General features: G+C 60.5%; 21 protein-coding genes. 12 read left to right on the top strand and 9 right to left on the bottom strand.

The window, feature by feature from the left end; translation table 11 throughout:
* Window positions 1-13: 13 nt before the first annotated feature.
* The gene (locus ACYZT8_RS11620; protein ID WP_461981216.1) at window positions 14-1,081 is read right to left on the bottom strand and encodes a hypothetical protein; all 1,068 of its coding nucleotides are present in this window, start codon (window positions 1,079-1,081) and stop codon (window positions 14-16) included.
* A gap of 152 nt (window positions 1,082-1,233) precedes the next feature.
* Here ACYZT8_RS11620 and ACYZT8_RS11615 point away from each other — a divergent pair, with 152 nt between their 5' ends.
* Both ACYZT8_RS11615 and ACYZT8_RS11610 read left to right on the top strand, forming a co-directional pair.
* Window positions 1,234-1,509, top strand: coding sequence for a hypothetical protein (locus ACYZT8_RS11615; protein ID WP_461981214.1), 276 nt, complete (start codon window positions 1,234-1,236; stop codon window positions 1,507-1,509).
* On the top strand, window positions 1,506-1,775 hold the full coding sequence (locus tag ACYZT8_RS11610; RefSeq protein ID WP_461981212.1) for a hypothetical protein: 270 nt from the start codon (window positions 1,506-1,508) through the stop codon (window positions 1,773-1,775). Before ACYZT8_RS11615 ends, ACYZT8_RS11610 begins: the two co-directional genes overlap by 4 nt.
* On the opposite strand, the gene ACYZT8_RS11605 is transcribed toward ACYZT8_RS11610, so the two are convergent.
* The 3 genes from ACYZT8_RS11605 to ACYZT8_RS11595 all read right to left on the bottom strand — a co-directional run bounded on the left by ACYZT8_RS11605 (window position 1,772) and on the right by ACYZT8_RS11595 (window position 4,590).
* Entirely contained in the window at window positions 1,772-2,410 is a 639-nt protein-coding gene (locus ACYZT8_RS11605; RefSeq protein WP_461981210.1) for a Vgb family protein, read from the bottom strand. The genes ACYZT8_RS11610 and ACYZT8_RS11605 overlap by 4 nt on opposite strands.
* A gap of 35 nt (window positions 2,411-2,445) precedes the next feature.
* The gene (locus ACYZT8_RS11600) at window positions 2,446-3,666 is read right to left on the bottom strand and encodes a helix-turn-helix domain-containing protein (RefSeq protein WP_461981208.1); all 1,221 of its coding nucleotides are present in this window, start codon (window positions 3,664-3,666) and stop codon (window positions 2,446-2,448) included.
* A 93-nt stretch (window positions 3,667-3,759) separates the two neighbouring features.
* Entirely contained in the window at window positions 3,760-4,590 is an 831-nt protein-coding gene (locus ACYZT8_RS11595) for an AraC family transcriptional regulator (RefSeq protein ID WP_461981206.1), read from the bottom strand.
* Between the two features lie 134 nt (window positions 4,591-4,724).
* Between ACYZT8_RS11595 and ACYZT8_RS11590 the strand changes: the two genes are divergently transcribed.
* From ACYZT8_RS11590 to ACYZT8_RS11580, 3 genes are all read left to right on the top strand, one after another.
* Window positions 4,725-5,243 carry a carboxymuconolactone decarboxylase family protein gene (locus tag ACYZT8_RS11590; protein ID WP_461981204.1) on the top strand — a complete coding sequence of 173 codons (519 nt, stop codon included), beginning with the start codon at window positions 4,725-4,727 and terminating at the stop codon, window positions 5,241-5,243.
* A 30-nt stretch (window positions 5,244-5,273) separates the two neighbouring features.
* Window positions 5,274-5,525: a glutaredoxin 3 gene (grxC, locus tag ACYZT8_RS11585; protein WP_461981202.1), complete on the top strand. Its 252-nt coding sequence runs from the start codon at window positions 5,274-5,276 to the stop codon at window positions 5,523-5,525.
* Window positions 5,526-5,672: 147 nt separating this feature from the next.
* Window positions 5,673-6,104 (top strand): nuclear transport factor 2 family protein, encoded by a 432-nt coding sequence (locus tag ACYZT8_RS11580; RefSeq protein WP_461981200.1) that lies wholly within the window; start codon window positions 5,673-5,675, stop codon window positions 6,102-6,104.
* Window positions 6,105-6,157: 53 nt separating this feature from the next.
* Here ACYZT8_RS11580 and ACYZT8_RS11575 read toward each other — a convergent pair whose 3' ends face one another.
* On the bottom strand, window positions 6,158-7,360 hold the full coding sequence (locus ACYZT8_RS11575) for an NAD(P)/FAD-dependent oxidoreductase (RefSeq protein WP_461981198.1): 1,203 nt from the start codon (window positions 7,358-7,360) through the stop codon (window positions 6,158-6,160).
* A 245-nt stretch (window positions 7,361-7,605) separates the two neighbouring features.
* On the opposite strand from ACYZT8_RS11575, the gene ACYZT8_RS11570 reads away from it, so the two are divergent.
* From ACYZT8_RS11570 to ACYZT8_RS11550, 5 genes are all read left to right on the top strand, one after another.
* Window positions 7,606-8,175, top strand: coding sequence for an RrF2 family transcriptional regulator (locus ACYZT8_RS11570; protein WP_461981196.1), 570 nt, complete (start codon window positions 7,606-7,608; stop codon window positions 8,173-8,175).
* A gap of 33 nt (window positions 8,176-8,208) precedes the next feature.
* A complete protein-coding gene (locus ACYZT8_RS11565; RefSeq protein WP_461981194.1) occupies window positions 8,209-8,610 on the top strand; it encodes a hypothetical protein in 402 nt (133 codons plus the stop codon).
* Window positions 8,611-8,620: 10 nt separating this feature from the next.
* Window positions 8,621-9,160, top strand: coding sequence for an HD domain-containing protein (locus ACYZT8_RS11560; protein ID WP_461981192.1), 540 nt, complete (start codon window positions 8,621-8,623; stop codon window positions 9,158-9,160).
* 195 nt (window positions 9,161-9,355) lie between these two features.
* Window positions 9,356-9,634, top strand: coding sequence for a DUF3303 domain-containing protein (locus ACYZT8_RS11555; protein ID WP_461981190.1), 279 nt, complete (start codon window positions 9,356-9,358; stop codon window positions 9,632-9,634).
* 184 nt (window positions 9,635-9,818) lie between these two features.
* The gene (locus tag ACYZT8_RS11550) at window positions 9,819-10,493 is read left to right on the top strand and encodes a DUF3313 domain-containing protein (protein ID WP_461981188.1); all 675 of its coding nucleotides are present in this window, start codon (window positions 9,819-9,821) and stop codon (window positions 10,491-10,493) included.
* 185 nt (window positions 10,494-10,678) lie between these two features.
* Here ACYZT8_RS11550 and ligD read toward each other — a convergent pair whose 3' ends face one another.
* The 3 genes from ligD to ACYZT8_RS11535 are packed head-to-tail and all read right to left on the bottom strand — an operon-like array spanning window position 10,679 to window position 15,663.
* Window positions 10,679-13,279 (bottom strand): DNA ligase D, encoded by a 2,601-nt coding sequence (ligD, locus tag ACYZT8_RS11545; protein ID WP_461981186.1) that lies wholly within the window; start codon window positions 13,277-13,279, stop codon window positions 10,679-10,681.
* A complete protein-coding gene (locus ACYZT8_RS11540) occupies window positions 13,276-14,268 on the bottom strand; it encodes a methyltransferase (RefSeq protein ID WP_461981184.1) in 993 nt (330 codons plus the stop codon). The genes ligD and ACYZT8_RS11540 overlap by 4 nt, the downstream gene beginning before the upstream one ends.
* Before the next feature lie 9 nt (window positions 14,269-14,277).
* Window positions 14,278-15,663, bottom strand: coding sequence for an iron-containing redox enzyme family protein (locus tag ACYZT8_RS11535; protein WP_461981181.1), 1,386 nt, complete (start codon window positions 15,661-15,663; stop codon window positions 14,278-14,280).
* Between the two features lie 192 nt (window positions 15,664-15,855).
* Between ACYZT8_RS11535 and ACYZT8_RS11530 the strand changes: the two genes are divergently transcribed.
* A complete protein-coding gene (locus ACYZT8_RS11530; protein ID WP_461981179.1) occupies window positions 15,856-16,302 on the top strand; it encodes a cupin domain-containing protein in 447 nt (148 codons plus the stop codon).
* A 167-nt stretch (window positions 16,303-16,469) separates the two neighbouring features.
* Here the strand turns inward: ACYZT8_RS11530 and ACYZT8_RS11525 are convergent, their stop codons facing one another.
* Window positions 16,470-17,192 (bottom strand): tellurite resistance TerB family protein, encoded by a 723-nt coding sequence (locus ACYZT8_RS11525; RefSeq protein ID WP_461981177.1) that lies wholly within the window; start codon window positions 17,190-17,192, stop codon window positions 16,470-16,472.
* 389 nt (window positions 17,193-17,581) lie between these two features.
* On the opposite strand from ACYZT8_RS11525, the gene pcsA reads away from it, so the two are divergent.
* Entirely contained in the window at window positions 17,582-18,304 is a 723-nt protein-coding gene (pcsA, locus tag ACYZT8_RS11520; protein ID WP_094471814.1) for a phosphatidylcholine synthase, read from the top strand.

The following is an 18,304-nucleotide window of genomic DNA, read 5'->3' as shown; positions in this document are numbered from 1 at the left end:
GTTTCTCCTTCGGTTATGGAACGGTCTGCTGGGTAGTCGATTCCGGAGGGCTCCAATCGACAGCGCCATTGCCCGAACTGACCGGCGGTACGTCGGCACTCCCCGCCAGATTGCCCTCGATCTGCGCCGCCAAGTAAAACGTTCCCGCCATCACGCCGGTGGTCGGGTTCTGCACCAGTTTCATCCAGGCCTTGTCGAACGTATTGCCCAGGCTGCTGCGAATCAGCGCCTCGCTGTCCGGCCGGTCGGCGGCCTGAATCATCGCGCGAATGCCCGCCACCCCGACCGTAATCAGCCCTCCCGCCAGTCGTCCCGCCGCTGCCGCCACTGCACTGGCCGCCCCTCGAGGTGCCATTTCGGCTTCCATCCGCTGGCTGGCACGCTTGGCCACCGGCGCCATCGCCGTGTCGGTCGACCCGACACCCTTGTCGCCGCCGGCCTTGTGAATCTTTTCGATCAACGCCGCGTAGGCTGGCAATGTGTTCAGCGGTTGGGTGCGCACGACCTGATACAACGACGCGTCGCGAGCCGGCGGCGGTCCCAATGCAATCGCGGGAATTTTCTGGAGGCGGCCGTTGAGCTGGGCCATCGGCACGCCGTGGCGCTGGGAGATTTTCTGTAGTTCTTCTTGGAGGATGTCCACGTAGAAGGCCGTTGCCAGGCCGAGAATCGCGTCAGGATCGATCTCCACCGCCACCGGCGCCAGCACCCGCTTCTGGTATTGCTCCAGCAGATAGGCGGCCAGGCGCTTGGCCGAGGCATCCTGCTCGCCCGCGGCGCTGAGGGAGTACCAGCTGACCTTCATCGACAGCCATTCCTGGGTCCAGTAACTGCTGAACCAGGGGATGAAGTTTTCTTCGGTCAGTTGGTAGACGCGAGTACGCCAGTAATCCATGGCACCGCGGGCGTAGATTTTGGTCTGCTCGGTGGCCGATTTCGACGCCGCGACAATCTCCTGATCCACTTGGCGCCAAGTACTCTCGGCCACCACCACAATCGGCACCACCACTGGGGCACGAACGGGCGTGGCGCATCCCGCCAACACCACCATCACGGCGACGATCAGCGAACGCAGGTTCAAGATCGCGGTTTCCTACAGTGATCCCCGGACGGAATGTCCGGTGTTCGAAAAGCCTATTTATTTGAGTATAGGTGTCGGGGTTTGTTCGCTTGGGGTTGATGCTGTTTTCCAGGGCCTCATCGCGGGCAAGCCCGCTCCCACAGTGGTCCGTGGTGAAACTCAGATTTGCGAACGACGCTAAACCCTGTGGGAGCGGGCTTGCCCGCGATGAGGCCCTGGAAATCACCATCATCTTTATCGATATTCACCATCGCGACGAATGCCTTCCGCAAAAAAACCTCCAGGCGCACGATCACCCCATCCCAAGGCAAAACCCCGCACCGGAGGGGCAAATCATGTTGATCCATCTCCTGACCTGCCTGGCCCTGACGGCCATTACCCTGACTGTTTTTTCCTACATTGTCCTCGCCGAGGAGCGCAGATCATGATCCACGCCATTACCCTCTCCGTGAGCTTCCCGGTGTTCGGCAATAACCTCTATTCCCAGGAATTCGTCTCTCGTAAAACACTGTCGCTGGTGTTCGACAAAAAATTCGAGGCATTGCTGATACCGGCCGCCGCGAACCACTTCAACAACGAAGTGGTCGGGCTCAATGATCAGTTCCGCTTCCTCAATGACGTATTGGTTGAGCATCTGCTGGAGATCGAATTGGCTCAAAGCGCGCCTCGGTCTTCCCGCGCGTTCACGTTCTAGGATGAGGCGGGCCGACGAACGGCCCGCACCTTGCCGCTGTTACCACCGCCGCAAAAAAACCGGTCCGCGCCGTCGGACTCAAGCCCTGATACGCCAACACCGGTTGGCAGCGTGAGACTTTCCAGCACCTCGCCGGTGTTCGGGTCTACTCGCCGCAATTCCCCTTCCTCTCCTTCCCATGTGCCGTGCCAGAGTGCACCTTCCACCCAGGTCACGCCGGTGACGAAGCGGTTGGATTCGATCGTGCGCAGAATCTTGCCGGTGTCCGGGTCGATCTGATGGATCTTGCGTTCCTGATACTGCCCGACCCACAACGTTCCTTCGGCCCACGCGAGCCCTGAGTCACCGCCACCACCAGGTGCAGGAATGGTGCCGAGTACCCGGCCATTCGCAGGATCGATTTTCTGAATGCGATCCTCGGCGATCTGGAACAGGTGCTGGCCGTCAAAGGCTGTGCCCGCATGGGCGGCGACATCGATGGAACGCAGCGTCTTGCCGCTTTCCGGGTCGAGGGCATTGAGCTTTTCTCCGGAGGCGAACCAGACGTGCTGACCGTCATGGGTGACGCCATGCACGCTGTCGACGCCCGGAAAGGGTCCATATTCGCGGATGATTTCGGCGGATGATTGCTTCATGGTTGCATCCTCTTCGTTGGGGGGTGGAATTGATCCTAGTCACCCCCCACCCAAGCTGTGAGTAACAAAGTCGTCGCGAATCCCGGCAGCGGCGGAGTCATCCAGCGCCGGGTGCGCCCGCGACCAAACGACTGCACTTTGCCGGCGGTGGCCAGCGCGTCGAGCGAACGCTGCACGGTGCGTTGACTGGCCTTCAGCGCCAGGGCTAGCGCCGAACTCGACCACGACTCGCCGTCCGCGAGGAAGGCGAGTAGCGCCGCCTGCGGTTCTTCGACGGGCCGCGCCAGCACCACAACGTTGTCAGCAATCTGTGATTGCAGCGCAAACCCGCGCTTGGTCGCACTGACACCGGCCAGAGGTTTCAGCGCTGCACGAAGCCGACCGATTTCGACGCGCAAACGCGCCCGGTGGGACTCATCGGTGAGCTTCAAGCGAAAGGCCTGGGTGATGAGTGTTTCCCTCGTCACGTCTGCGGGCCAGGCTTCGGCCAACGCCCGCACAAGGGTAAACAACACCGGGCGTTTGGCCAGGGATACCGACATCCCGGCACCGCGCACGCCGCATCGGCACGCGTCCACCACCAGGGATGTTGAACCGAGCAGCGCTTCCACTTCATCCAGCAACAGTGGGCGCTCCTCGCCACGGGCAATCAGCCGTGCGGCGGGCGTGTTGAGGACTTGAGCGGCGTGTTCAACCTCGGCGGTCAGCGCAGGAATGCCGGCGTCGAATGCAGCGCGTAGAGCCCTTTCGAGGGCAGAGCGCGCCCTTTTTGTTTCGAGTCGCCGCACGGCGATCCCCGCCACCACCAGTTCATGAACGGCGCGCAATGCCGGCGGCAGGGGCGCGGGGTCAAGCTCGGCGAGCATCCCTTCGACCTCATCGAGATGCCCGATCAACAGCAAACGTCGAATCTGCAAATACCGCGCATGGGCCGCATTCGGGCCATCGCCATGGGCCTTCAGCGTCACTCGCGCCGCTTCGAGCGCCTTCACCGGCCAGCCCAGATCCCGTGAAGCCAGGGCGATTTCGGCCTCGGCGACTATGCATCGCGCGCGGGCCGCCGGCGCTTTCGGACCAAAGGCACGCGCGGCACTGCGCACCAATTCCTTTGCCCGAACCAGATCGCCCAACTGCGCCATGGCAATGCCGCGAAGCGCCAATGCAGGCGCATCGTCGCGCAAGGCAACCCGGTTCAACGCACCGAGGGGATCACCCGCTGCGAGTGCGTGCGCAGCAGCGGTGATCAGCGAGTCCATTTGAATTGCGCCACACGAGTCACTCCCAGGGTTCAATGCCCGTTGTTGAGTCTATCTCACGCCCACCAAACCTGTGGGAGCGGGCTGGGATGGTCATCGCGGGCGTTTGGCGTCCTGCATCCATTCGCGCGGGCTGGTGCCGGTTTTACGCCGAAAAGCCCGGGCCAGCGCCGAGGGGCTTTCGTAGCCGACTTCATCGGCGATCAGCGCAATGGACTTGCCTTCACGCAAGCGTTTCTGCGCCAGACTGATCCGCCAGCTCACCAGGTAGTCGACCGGCGTCTGCCCCACCACCGAGCGAAAGTACTCGGCGAAACTGGCGCGGGACATATTGGCCGCCGCCGACAGTTCAGCCACGGTCCAGGCCTTGCCGGGCGAGTCGTGCATCAGACTCAAGGGGCGCGCAAGGCGCGGATCGGCGAGGCCAGCCATCATCCCGGGCGTCTGATCACGACTGGTCAGAATGTGCCGCAACAACTGAATCACCAGCAATTCGAACAGCCGATCCATCATCGCTTCGCGACCACAAATGCCACCGAACGCCTCGCTGAATAGCCAGTCCAGCGTACCGGCCAGGGTCGGGATGCTGTCGAGCTTGAGCACCAGGTATTCAGGCAGCGCGGCCGCGAGGGCATTGCCCGACCCGCCGTCGAATTCCAGGGTGGCGCACACCAGTTGAGTGCCCGACGCTTCGCTGGCGAACAACCGATGACGATAAGGCCGCGGGAAGAAAATCAGCGTCGGCTCGTTGAGCTGCAGGTCTCGCTCATCGGCCAGTTTGAGCGTCAGTTCGCCGGCCTGAAGCAAATGCAGGTGCCCGGTGGCCTGATCGCCATCAAAGGCCGTGGCACCACAGAAATCCCCGCTGTGGAAGGTTCCGGCACTGATGCCGAAATGCGCGAGCAAGGTGGACAAGCGATCCATGGAACAACTCCCGGCGACAAATCTGGACGATCTGTCGCATATCCTCGACGACTTGCACCCTAAAGGCCATCGTCGATCAATAGCATAGACCCCGTACCCAGCGCATACCGCGCTTGAATCTACGGAGCATCACCATGAGCCGCATCACCGCCCTGAGTCTTGAACACGCCACCGACACCACCCGCCCGCTGCTGGAAGGCGTGCAGAAAAAAATCGGCTTCTTGCCCAACGTCTTCAAGACGCTGGCCCATGCCCCCGCCGTACTGGCTGCCTATCTGCAACAGTCGGTGGCCCTGGGCAAAACGTCCCTGAGCGCCCCTGAAAAAGAAGCCATTTTCCTGGCCACTTCTCAAGTCAACGGTTGCGATTACTGCCTGGCGGCACACACCCTGTTTGCCGGCAAGGCCGGGCTGTCCGCACAAGACATCCTCAGTGCCCGGCAGGGCCAACTCAATGCCTTCGCCACGCTTGCCCGGCAAATCACCGAAAGCCGTGGCCATTTGAGCAACGAGCAAATTGAAGCAGCGCGTGCAGCCGGTATCACCGACGCCAAGATCATCGAGGTGGTCGCTCACATTGCCTCGCAGACCCTGACCAACTACCTCAACAATCTGGCCCTGACCGAGATCGACTTCCCTGCGATCGACGCTTGAATCGAAGCTCCAATCCGAGGAGTACACACCATGAGCACTGTGACGCTTTACACCACTGACACCTGCCCTTATTGCCGCAATGCCAAGGCGTTGCTGGCCAGCAAAGGCATCGCCACCCGGGAAATAAACGTTCAGTCGGACCCCGGCAAATTCCAGGAAATGCTCACCCGCAGCGGCCGTCGCAGCGTGCCGCAAATATTTATCGGCGACACGCACGTTGGAGGCTTCGACGACCTGGCCAAACTGGACCGCCAAGGTGCCTTGATGTCGATGCTGACCTGAAGCTGTGATCCAAAGTCCCCTCCCCCTTCCTGGCCAGACTTCTATCACCCCATAGAAGTCTGGCCAGGTCGTTTTGCCACTATTCAATTAATTTCTGGCAGGTTGTACGATGACCGACGAGTCATCCATAACAACAAGGAAATACCCATGAAGAAAGTCAAATTGCTGATCGGTTTTTTGTGCCTGTTCAGTGGCTACGTAGCGGCAGCCCCTGTACCGGGCGAGAAGGATGTCGCGAACGCGGTGGACCATCTGACGCAAGCCATGCTCACCAAGAACATCCCCGAACTGAAAGCGTTGACCGCTGAAAACCTGACCTACGGCCACTCCAGTGGGAAGGTTCAGGACAAGAAAGACTTCATCGCCGATATCGAAACGGGAAAGAGCGCCTTCAAAACCCTGGAAATGCAGAACCAGACCATCACCGTTTCGGGTGATGTGGCGTTGGTCCGGCACCATTTCTCAGCACAGGCGATCAAGGGCACCGAGGTGGTCCCGACTGAAATCGAGAACTTCCAGATTTGGCAAAAGAAGGCTGGCAAATGGCTGCTGGTAGGCCGACAAGCCTTCCGCATCTGAACAAAAAAATCCCGCCCAGGAACACCTGAGCGGGATTTTTTTATGCCGACATTTTAGGCAATCGGGATCAGCGGATCAGCCGCTGCCCATGCCGTTTCGCGATTGGCCGCCGGTGGGTAGATCCACACGGTGTTGATCTGGGTTTTCAGCGACTTGCCCTCCTCCTTGACCAGCTTGACCTGGCGATCCCAACCTTCGGTGTAGACCGCGCCCCAAGCCCCCAAATCCAGGCAGGTCACGTACTTCGGCTGACTGTACGGCGTCGGGTCCACGCCGAGGATCTGCGCGGCGACGTTGTTGCCTGCATGCCGGCCCAGGACGATGGCGTGTTGGCACGTCATCAGGGCGTAGTTACCGATGTCATCAGACGCGGCGTAAGCCACATCGCCCGTGGCGAAAATGTCGTCCTGGCCGATGACTTTCAGATGCGCGTCGACGTGCAGGCGGCCAAGGTGATCGCGTTCGGCCGGGATCTGCTCGGTCAGCGAGCTTGCCCGTACACCGGTGGTCCAGACCACGGTCTTGGCGTCGATGCGTTGGCCATCGGCCAAGGTGACACCGTTTTCATCGACGGCAACCACCGACGATTTCAGGCGCCACTGCACGCCCAGCTCAGTGCTGGCTTCGGCGATCGACTTGGCGATTTCAGTGCCCATGGACGCACCGACTTTTTCACCGCGATCGACAATGATCACTTCTATGTCGGCCTTGTCACCGAGGATGGCTCGCAGACGCGCCGGCATTTCGGTCGCCGTTTCGATCCCGGTGAAACCGCCACCGGCCACCACTACGGTGTTGCGGGCTTTGCTGTCTGGCAGGTTGGCCAAGGATTTCAGATGATTTTCCAGGCGGACGGCTTGTTCGATCTGGTCCACGTCGAAGGCGTATTGGGCCACGCCCGGAGTGTTGGGCAGCGCGAGACCGCTGCCGGTGGCCAGAACGAGTTTGTCGTAGCTGCACACGTGTTTGGCACCCGATGCATCGGTGTAGCCGACGTGTTTTTGCTGCACGTCGATGGTTTCTGCGGCGCCCTTGATGAACTTCACACCGACGGCATCGAACAGGTCGCCGATGGGTGCGGCCAGTTGATGAGCATTCGGTTCGTAGAAACGCGGACGTACGCGCAGCTCGGCCTGAGGCGCCAGTACCGTGACTTCTACGTCGTTGTGATTATGGATGTCGAACAGGCGCGTGGCGCTCAATGCCGTCCACATGCCACCGAAACCTGCGCCGATTACCAGAATGTGCTGTTTCATTGTTTAACTCCGAAGAAGACCAAAGACTGAACCCGTCGCCGAGCTGACAACGGCGACTATAGTGATCCGAGTTACGATAAGCAACGACCTTCTATCGATGGTCACCATCAGAAATCCAGATACCCCAGAAAGCTCTGATCTATAAGCAGAACAGGACAGCCAGACGATTTAACCCATGCCAATGGTTCGTTGCACCCCTGAACATCGGCTGGTAATATTGGCGACTCATTCAGTCGGAGATAACCATGTCTCTTTACAGTGCAGGCGTTGAATACGGCATTCACTGCCTGCTTTTTCTGGTAGGCGATTACGGCGATAGCCGTGAGGCGAGCGTGCGCGACCTCGCTGAGCTGCAAGGCGTGCCGCTGGATTACCTGGCGAAAATCTTCACCAAGCTGGCCAAGGCCAAACTGGTGGTGGCGACCGAGGGCGTGCGCGGTGGGTTCAAGCTGGCGCGGCCAGCGGACGAAATCAGCGTGCTGGATATCGTCAACGCCATCGATGGCCAGAAGCTGATCTTCGATTGCCGTGATATCCGCGGGCGTTGCGCACTGTTTGACGGCTCCCCGCCGACGTGGGCATTGGAAGGTCATTGCTCGGTGCACGCGGTGATGATGACTGCGCAACAACGTATGGAAGACGCCCTCGCCCAGCAGACCATTCTCGACCTTGCGCGAAGGGTCGGACGTAAAGCCCCGGCCGAGTTCGGCGCCCAGGTGGACACGTGGATGAATGATCGGCGGGAAAAGAAAACCGTGACCGGCACTCAGCCCGATGGTGAACAGATCATCCCGGTGACCGATATTTCCGACTGACGATTCGTCAGGGGCGCTCTATGATTAAGGCCCATGACGACCTCTGCTCCGATCCGCTCACCCTGCCCGCCCGGCGCCTGCATCTGCGGGCGAGACCCGTTGCTGGAAACACCGGGGGCGGATGTGCGCATCCTGTTGCTGACCCGCCAGGAAGAAAAACGCCTGATCGAACGCCTGGAAACCCTCCAGAGTCTGGCGGACCTGGAAAAATTGCAAAACCGCATGTACGCACAACTGGGCATCCGCGTGGACATCGCCCCAAGCTTCAACGAAGTGCGGACCATGCGCGGCATCAGCATCACCCTCGGCGAATTGCCCGGTCTGTGCCGCAAAACCCGCCAGTCAATCCCGGCCGCCATCCGCCGCAGTCTCGAGAAACGCCCGGAGATTGCCTACGAGATCCTCAACGCCAACGACCTGTTGCGCGACGCCTGAGGTCAGCCCCATGAACCTCGTTCTCGAATTCCCCGTGACAGACGAAATCCTGACGTCCTACGCCTTGGCAATCGGCGCTGATCTGCCGGGTTATCGCAATCACATTTATCGGGTGCTGAACTTCTATAGCGCGATCAGCGGCATTGCAGGCCTGCCGTCCGAGGCTGTGCAAATCGCGGCGGCGTTTCATGATCTGGGCATCTGGACGGATGGCACCATCGATTACCTGGAACCTTCGGTTCGCCTGGCCACGGACTATCTCGCCAACCAGCAACTGTCGCACCTGAATGAAGAAGTGACCGCGCTGATTCTGGAGCACCACAAAGTGCGGCCCTACGTGGCCGACCATGCGCTCAGCGTCGAGCCCTTCCGGCGCGCCGATGTCATTGATGTGTCCCTCGGGCTGATGACCTTCGGCCTGCCACGGGCCTACATCAAAACCGTGAAGTCAGCGCTGCCCAACCATGGCTTTCACGGGATGCTGCTCAGGCAAACCGCGCGGCAATTCCTGCGCTCCCCACTCAAGCCGCTGCCCATGTTTCGCTGGTGAAACAGACGGCGGCCACGACGTTGCCCCTTTCGTTGAAAAGGCCCACTTAACAGGATCAGCGGTCGTACGCAGTCGGCCCGGCGCTGCTATGCCTTCACATGGGGCAAGAAGCTGTAGACACAGCGTCACCGTGGTCCCGGCGCCAACCCGGTGCGCGCAGACAAACAGGTGCCAATCCAAACCAGGAGGTGGCAAATGTTATTCATCGTCAGTTGGTCGATCAATCCGGAAAACCGCAACAAGGCAATCGAGCGTTTTCTCAAGACCGGGGCCGTTCCTCCCGCCGGCGTCAAGATGCTCGGACGCTGGCATGCCGTTGGCGGTTCAAGCGGTTTCGGCGTAGCAGAAGCCAGTGATCTGGTGCTGATACAGAAGTGGGTGCTGGAGTGGAACGACGTCATGAAGATGGACGTTAAGGCGGCACTGACCGATGAACAGATGGCGCCGCTGTTGGCGGGCACGGTCGGTAAGTAATCGTCATCGGGCGGCGGGCAGTGCTCGCCGCCTCATGCGAGCGCCCGGCGAACTGTTCATGACTGACTGGAAAATTCTGTGGGCGAACCTACGCTCATCGCGAAGGATCCGGTTTTCAGCCAGGGTTCACTTGCCTGGACTGACCGGACCGAACCTGCGCTGACCCCCACGGAGTAGAAAGCATATGAACCTGTCGCAGAAACTGTTCATCGGCGCTGCACTTGCCAGCCTGTTGCTCGGCGGGTGCACCTCGAAAATCACCGAAAAAGACCAGTACTCAGGCTTCCTGTCCAACTACAACAACTTGCAGCAAGTCACCACCACCAGCGGCGAGACCGCCATGCGCTGGGTGAGTCCGTCGTGGAATCCGGATGCCTACAACACCGTCGCGTTCAACAAGCTGGAGCTGTACCCGGCGCCGCAGCCCAACGAGCGGGTCAATCGGCAAACCCTGGATGAACTGCAGACCTATATGACCAGCAAGGCCAAAGGCGTGCTGGGCCAGAAATACAAGGTTGTATCGAGCGCAAAAGCAGCGCCGGCCGGTTCGAAAACCCTGATCATGCGCTCGGCAATCACCGGGGTGAACGCCGAAAACGAAGGCATGAAATGGTATGAAGTGGTGCCTGTCGCGGCCGTGGTCGGTGGTGTTTCCGCTGCCAGCGGGCATCGGGATCAGGACACCACGTTGTTCATCGAGGCCGAGTTTATCGATGCGAGCAACAACCAGACCGTGGCAAAGGTTGTGCGCAAAGTGTTTGGCAGCACCCTGGAAAACGCCAGTCAGAAAATCACCGCCAAAGACTTCAAGGTAGCGATCGATAAATTGACCAGCGATTTGCAGGCGTTTATCCGCTAACGGCAACGCGATCCGTAGCAGCTGCCGAGCAGCGCGAGGCTGCGTTCGGCGACGCAGTCGTCGTGAAATCAGGCCGCACGGTGCATCAGGATGACCGCATGCGCAGGTTTTACGACGACTGCGTCGCCGAACGCAGCCTCGCGCTGCTCGGCAGCTGCTACAAAGGATGCGGTTAACCAAGGGGGCTATTTTTTCATGCCCACCCGCCGACGCATGTCGGCGGTGATCGCTTGCCGGGTTTTCTTCAGGTCCGCCCAGGGCTCGTCACCCACTTCGGCCAGGCGCTCGTGCACGTTGTGGATGTTCCACTGATTACCGCCGTTCAATTGCGCTACCTCTTCACGAAAGACCGGCACCGACACCGGCATCCCTTCGCGGGTGCGCGCGGCGTAGGCGCAAATGGTGGTGGCGCCCAAGCCATTGCGCAGGTAATCAATGAAGATGCGCCCGACCCGATTTTTCGGTCCCGACACCGCGGAAAAACGCTCCGGCAGCAACTTGGCCATGTGGCTGACAATCGCATGGCTGAAGTCCTTCACCTCATCCCAACCCAACTTGCGAGTCAGCGGCACCACCAGGTGAATCCCCTTGCCGCCGCTGGTCTTGAGGAAGGCCTTTAGCCCGAGTTCATCGAGCACCGACAGGGTCAGCTGGGTCGCCTCGACCATGCTTTTCCACGGCAGCGCCGGGTCCGGGTCGAGGTCGAGGACGAAGCGGTCAGGTTTATCGAGGTTGTCCGAGGTGGCGTTCCAGGTATGCAGCTCCACGGTGCTCATCTGCACGGCGCCAATCAGGGCTTCGGCGTTGTTGATGATCATCACCGGTTGGCCAGTGATTTCCTTGTCCAGCGTGGTGATCCCGGGAATGGCCAGGCGTTCGGCATTCTTCTGGAAGAACAGCTCACCGGCGATGCCGTCCGGGGCGCGCACCAGGGCCACTGGCCGGTCCTTGAGCTCGGGCAGAATCCATTCGGCGACGCTGGCGTAATACTCCGCCAATTGCACTTTAGTGGTGCCGCTGCTGGCATCGATCACCCGATCCGGGTGAGTAATGCGCACCTTGCCCGCACCGAGGCCGATTTGTGAGGGCGCGGGCGCTGCCTTGGCCGGTTGCTTTTTCGCCGCGGCGGCCGGTTTGTCAGCAGCGGCTTTCTTCGTAGTCTGGGCTTTCACGGCTTTCGGACGCTCCTCGGTGATGTCTTTCGCGGGTTTGTCATCGCGCAGCCCATGGAAAACCGCGTGGCGCACCGACCCGTCCTTGGTCATCTCGGCGAACGCGACTTCGGCGAGCAAAACCGGTTTGAGCCAATGCACACCCTTGGCGTCAAAACCGGTCGGCGGATTGGCCACCGCCGGCTTTTTTGCCAGCAACGGTTTCAGTTGTTCGTAGATGTGCTTGAGCGTGGTCTCGTTGAAACCGGTGCCGACCTTGCCGGCGTAACGCAACTCGCCGCTGTCACGGTCATGCAGGCCCAGCAGCAACGCACCAAAGGCATTGCGTGCACCTTTCGGATCGGTAAAACCGACCACGACGAATTCCTGCCGATGTTTGCATTTGAGCTTGATCCAGTCACTGCTGCGCCGGGACACGTAAGGCGAGCCCAGGCGCTTGCCGATCAGCCCTTCCATCTGCATCTGGCAGGCGCTATTGAGCAAGGCTTCCGGTTCTTCGCCGAACGCGTCGGAGAAGCGCAGCAGCGGATCTTTATTGGGTTTGAGCACCGTCGCCAGCGCGACCCGTCGCTCCTCGACCGGCACCTCGCGCAAGTCCACACCATTGAGGTAAGGCATGTCGAACAGGTAGTAAACGATGTTGCCGCTGCGATTGGATTCGAAGGCATTTTGCAGCGCCTGAAAGTCCGGCACGCCCTGCTCGTCGGCCACCACCATTTCACCGTCGAGCCAGGCGGACTCGAGGCCCAGCGACGCCAGTGCCTCGGCCTGTTTCGGCAGTTTGTGGGTCCAGTCATGGCCGTTGCGGGTGAAGAGTTTCACTTCGTCATGGTCGATGCGGGCCATGATCCGGTAGCCGTCGAACTTGATCTCATAGCTCCAATCGCCCTGCGGAGCTTTTTCCACCAGCGTCGCCAGTTCGGGCTTGAGCTGGTCGGGCAGTTTGGCTTTGTGAGCGCCGGTGAGTTGCGCTGACTGCTTTTTCGGCGTGACCTTGCGCGCCGGCTTCTTCACCGGTTTGGGTTTGTCGGCGGTCTTCGCCTTCTTGGGGAGAATGGTCCGGTCGCTGAGCACGCTGTCCGGCTCGGCGACGACCACGTCATAATCGCTTTCGGGTTTTGCCGCACTGTCCTGATGCTTGATCAGAAACCACTGCTCCTGCTTACCCGGCATGTGCGTGCGCACCAGGTTCCACAGGCCGCCGAGTTTCTCGCCTTGCAGCTCGAACTTGAGCTTGCCCTTGGCATAGGCCTTGGCCGGATCTTCCTGGGGGATCCACACGCCACGGTCCCAGACAATCACGTCGCCGGCGCCGTAATGTCCTTCAGGAATGCTGCCCTCGAACGTGGCGTAATCGATCGGATGGTCTTCAACGTGGACCGCCAGGCGCTTGACCTTGGGGTCCAGCGAAGGGCCTTTCGGCACCGCCCAGCTCTTCAACGCGCCATCGAGCTCCAGGCGAAAGTCATAGTGCAACCGCGAGGCATCGTGCTTCTGGATACAGAACTGCAAGGCATGGTCTTTCGCGGTTTTCCTGGCCGAACGTTTCGCCGCCGGCTCAGAGGTCGCCGAGAAATCGCGCATGCGGTTGTAATCGTCCAGGTTCTTGTTCATAGCGCACCTGCCGATTCAACGCTTCCCCCGATGCCGGGGCCGATGCGCGTGACGATCAGGGCCACGACCGCAATCCGCTCGACCCGTTGATAGCCCGGGGTCAGCAGTTCTTCACCAAACACGTCGGGATCGAGTTCGCGATAGGTCCAGCCGAACATTGCCGACTCCAGACGCGGAATCAGCGCCTCCAGAAACGGATCCTGGCCATCGATCATTGCCACCCCGGTGTACAGCACCAAAGAGCCACCGGGCGCCAGGCGATACAACGCCTGCTCGACAATGCGCAACGACAATTGCGCACCCAACTCACCGCCGCCATGGCGATAAGCTCGCTCGGCGGGGTCTGCCATGTACGGTGGATTGGCGACGATCAGATCGAAATGGCCGTCGACGTCCTGCAGCACATCGCTGGCCTCGACGGTGATATTGGATACTTCGGCAAGCGCCGCGTTGACTGCCGTGAGGCGCAACGCCGCTGGATTGATATCGACGGCCAGCACTTCGGCCTCATGACGCGCCCGGGCAATCACGATCGCCCCGACACCGGCTCCGCACCCAATGTCCACGGCGCGTCTTATCGGTGCGAAGGTTTGTTGTAGATGCGCATGAATCAGCTGCGCGAAACGGTAGGTGTCCGGGCCGAAGAACACCGCATCCGCCGCATCCGTGGGGAACCCCGAGTGCACGAACAGCAGATCATCCAGGCTGGACCAACGCACACGGCTTTTCAGTCGGCCGTTACTTTCTTGAAGGACGCCCGCCTGCTGTAACTGCCGTTGCTCGTCCGTCGACAGCAGGCCCGGCTCGAACGACCGCGACCAACCGAACACATCGCGCAAGGTTCGGGCGGTTTGCCCGAAGGCACGATCATTCACCCGCTGGTGGGTAAGCGGCGTCGGGGTGATAAAGCGGTAGCCATCGGCCTGCAAGCGCCGCCCCAGTTGCACCAGTGCCAGATCGGCAGCGTCCAGTTGCTCTTCCTGATTCATGCAGTGCTCCTATCGAAGGCGGGATTTGAGTTCGATAAACCGTCGCGTCGCCATCAGGCCGGCCGGATGGGAATGCCGATGGGCCGACAGCCACGGGACCAACACCTCAATCTGCTCGTGTGCGGCGAGCCCGTCCAACGCGGTTTGCAGGCTCTGGATATCCGGATCGTTGTCGGGCACAGGCGTTTCTGTCGCGACACTCGTGCCCCGGCGAACCGGTGTGGCTGGAGGATCAGGCGTCCAGTCGCCGGCGATCCAGTCATGCAGCAGCTGTTTTTCATAGGGGCTGAACACGCCGAACATGGCGGCGCCGTCCCCCTCGATCAGCTGCCAGAAACGGCTGGCTTGAGGATCCTGCTGACGTTTGATCCAGCCTTTGTTTTCCATGGCAGCGAGGAAACCGGGCAACTGTTCCGGCGACGACAGCCATTGGTTGACGGTCTTGCCTTCAAAGCGGCAGTAGTCGGAATGCATGTGCTGGCCGAACGGGCGCTTGCGCTCAAGCATGTTGAGCAACTCGGCGTCGAGGTCGAACGATTCGATGATTGCGCGACTGCCCTGCCCCAAGTCATTGAGCCGATAACCCAGCGCAACCCGGCGCAGAAAGGCTTCGCGATCGCCCTCCACCGGCAGCAGTTGCAACACCGACTGCACGGCTTTGTGCGCATGGCCGGTGCTGGCATTGTCGATGGTCACGTGCAGGGTGAAGTAGTACGGATCGATGCCCAACTCGCTGAGTTCGTAGGCGCTGATCAGCAAATGCAGTGGCAGTTGTTCGTAGCCGAGGTTGTAGCCGATTACCTCCGGCAGAAACTCGTCGGCGGATTCGCCCAGCGCCAGTTGTATCGCGCCTTGCAGGTAATGCTCGTCGGCGATCACCCCGGTGTCTTGCAAGCCATGTTCGGCCAGCAGTTTGCGGTAGATCACCACATGATTCTGCGCCGGGTTGCCGTCGCCCAGCTCCTCCAGATAAGTGCAAATCAGCCCTTCGAAACGCGGGTCGCGCCAGTGGCGCAGGAGGCCATACAGCCACGCGCCGTCGACCAGTTTGGTCGGAGCAACGGCTTGCAGGAAAAACAGCGCGTGCGCCTTGTTGCTGAAGAATTGCCGGGGCCCGCCGTCCTTGCGCTTTTGCAGGTAGTCGGCGTATTGGCGGGCGACTTCGACGCTGTGCTGTTCGACGAACGATTGCAGGGCCGACAGGTCATTCGGCATTTCCTGCGGCAGGTCGGTGGCGTGTTCGAACTGCGCCTCGAGAAAGGTTCGGGCGAGTGCGCGCCGTTGCTCGGGATCATCGCCCAGCAGCAGTTGTTCATAGGCCTGTTTCAGGCTTCCGGCGGCCGGGATCGGGTGTGCGTGGGCGGGCCGCGATTCAAGTCGTGTCAGGGCAGTCATGGGCGCATCTCTCGGTCTGAGGCCAGTGGCAGGACGCTCAATCAAGACGTCTCTACTTCAGAAGAGCGATTTGCCCGGAAAAAAATTCAATCGGCGTTGAAATTGCCCTGACGGACGGGCCTGGGTGGCGGAGTCCAGCCGGCGCGCCAGGCATATACTCAGCGGGGGCTGACTCATCTTCGGAGAGCAATCATGCGAACGGTGCACGTCATCGAACAATCGCCGGCGCCGGTGAACGTCGTGGGCGAGGCAATCACCATCCTCGCGGGTGGCGATCTGAGCAAACCCTTTGAAATGCATATTCAGGAAGGCGTGCAAGGTGGAGGGCCGCCGCTGCACTTTCATCCGTGGGACGAGGCGTTTTACGTGGTCGACGGCCAGGTCGAAGTGACCGTGGCGGGCAAGTCCACCACCGTCTCCGCCGGGGGTTACGTGCATATTCCCGGGGGCGCCATCCATGCCTACAAGAACATCAGCCCTACCGCGAAGATGATTGGCGTGGTGTCCGACCCGCGTGGCGGGCAGTTTTTTGCAGCGGTGCACCAATTAAGGGTGCCGGAGGATTTGCCGCGGATACTGGAGATTGCCGAAGCGCATGGGGTTATCTTCCTGATCCCGAACTCACCGCCAACCTTGTAGCAGCTGCCGAGCCTGCGAGGCTGCGTTCGGCGACGAAGTCGTCGTGAAATCAGGCCTCGCGGTGCACCAGGATGACCGCATGCGCAGGTTTTACGACGACTTCGTCGCCGAACGCAGCCTCGCGCTGCTCGGCAGCTGCTACAACGACGGTGTTCGGCGTTACGTCACTAGGCCACGCCACCCTTGGCCTGCTGTTCCAGATGCACTTGCAACTCCGGATCGATTTTCAGCGCGGCAGCCAGTTCATCCAGATAATTGCGCTCGGCATCCTGCTGATCGTCCACCAGCATTACGCTGGCCAGGTACATTTCCGCCGCAATCGCAGGATCCGTCGCCGACTGCGCCACATCAGCAGCATCCAGCGGCCGGGCAACTTCGTCATCCAGCCATTGCTGCAGTTCCGGGTCATCGGTGTGGCGGCCGATTTCGGTACTGATCATTTGCATCTCGGAATCATCGATCCGGCCATCGGCCTTCGCTGCAGCTATTAATGCCCGCAGGACTGCATGGCTGTGGTCCTCGACTTCCGGGCCGGATAAAAGATCGACGGTGCGCGGTGCCTCTTGCGGCGCAGCAGCCTGATTGCGTTGCCACGCCTGATACGCCTGAAAGGCCATCATCCCGAGCGACGCCAGGGCCGCGTAGTTGGTGCCACCCCCCGAGCGGGTCCGGGTCGCGCCGCCCATGGGTGAACCGCCGCCCAGCAGACCACCGAGCAAACCACCCAATCCGCCACCGCCCGCGCTTGAGCCGGCGCCACCGCCCAACAGGCCGCCCAGCAATCCGCCCAGACCGCCGCCGATGCCTCCTTGAGCGGATCCGCCACCCTGTTGCGCCCCGGAGCCCTGGCCGGCCCGCAGGAGTTGTTCGAGCAAATCGCTGGTGTTCATGACGATGTCCTCATCGATTGGAGTGACCCGGTCAGGCAACAATAGTCCTCGCTACTGAATGCGCCACCACCGTTTGGCCTGTGGCGAGGGAGCTTGCTCCCGCTTGAGTGCGTAGCACTCACAAAAACCGGTATTGTTGTCACATTTTTTTGGGGCCGCTACGCAGCCCAGCGGGAGCAAGCTCCCTCGCCACAAAAGCAGGTGTGCCTGATTTAAGTGAACATCGGTACGGATTAATCCGAAGTATTTCTTGCCGGCCCAGCTAAGATTTACAGACGATGAACCTTATTCCCCGATTTTCGGTCGATACCTGCAACCAAAATGGTTTGCCGCCGCCCTTGATGATGAGGGTGATGACTGGCTTGCTTCACTTTCTGGAGAACGCCCCCGTGATATCCACCCTACACATCGCCAGGCTCAAAGCATGGGGCGCCCATGGTTTTACCGCCACCGGCGTAGTCACTGCCTTCCTCGCCACCCTCGCCTTGCTCGAAAACCAGGCCACCAATTGCCTGCTGTGGCTGGGTGTGGCCCTGATCGTCGATGGGCTGGACGGTGCCCTGGCGCGCAAGGTCAATGTGCAGTCGGTACTGCCGAGTTTCGATGGATCGATCCTCGACCTGGTGATCGACTACCTGACGTATGTGTTCATTCCCGCGCTGTTTATCTATCGCTACATCCCGTTGCCGGACTACACGCTGCTGCTGACCGTATCGCTGATTCTGGTCTCGTCGCTGTTTTGTTTCTGCAACGTCAACATGAAAAGCAAGGACAACTACTTCCAGGGCTTCCCCGCCGCGTGGAACGTGGTTGCCCTGTGCCTGTACATCATCGCCCCGTCGCCATGGATTACCTTCCTGACCGTCATTGGCCTGGCTTTGCTGACCGTGACGCGCATGAAGTTCCTGCACCCGTTCCGCGTGCGCAAGTTCATGCCGATCAACATCGCCGTGACGGCCATCTGGTTGCTGTGCAGCTTGTCGCTGGTGGTCAACCATCCGGTCATCAACCCGATGGTCATGGGGCTTTGGCTGCTGATGTCGGCTTACTTCCTGGGGATCTGCATCTGGCGCACCGCCATGGAGTGGTTTGACGGATCGCGTCACAAGTAA

This window comes from Pseudomonas sp. LB3P93 (assembly GCF_054898025.1).
The sequence above is the reverse complement of the archived record's forward strand: the minus strand, read 5'-3'. Positions and strand labels throughout refer to the sequence as shown.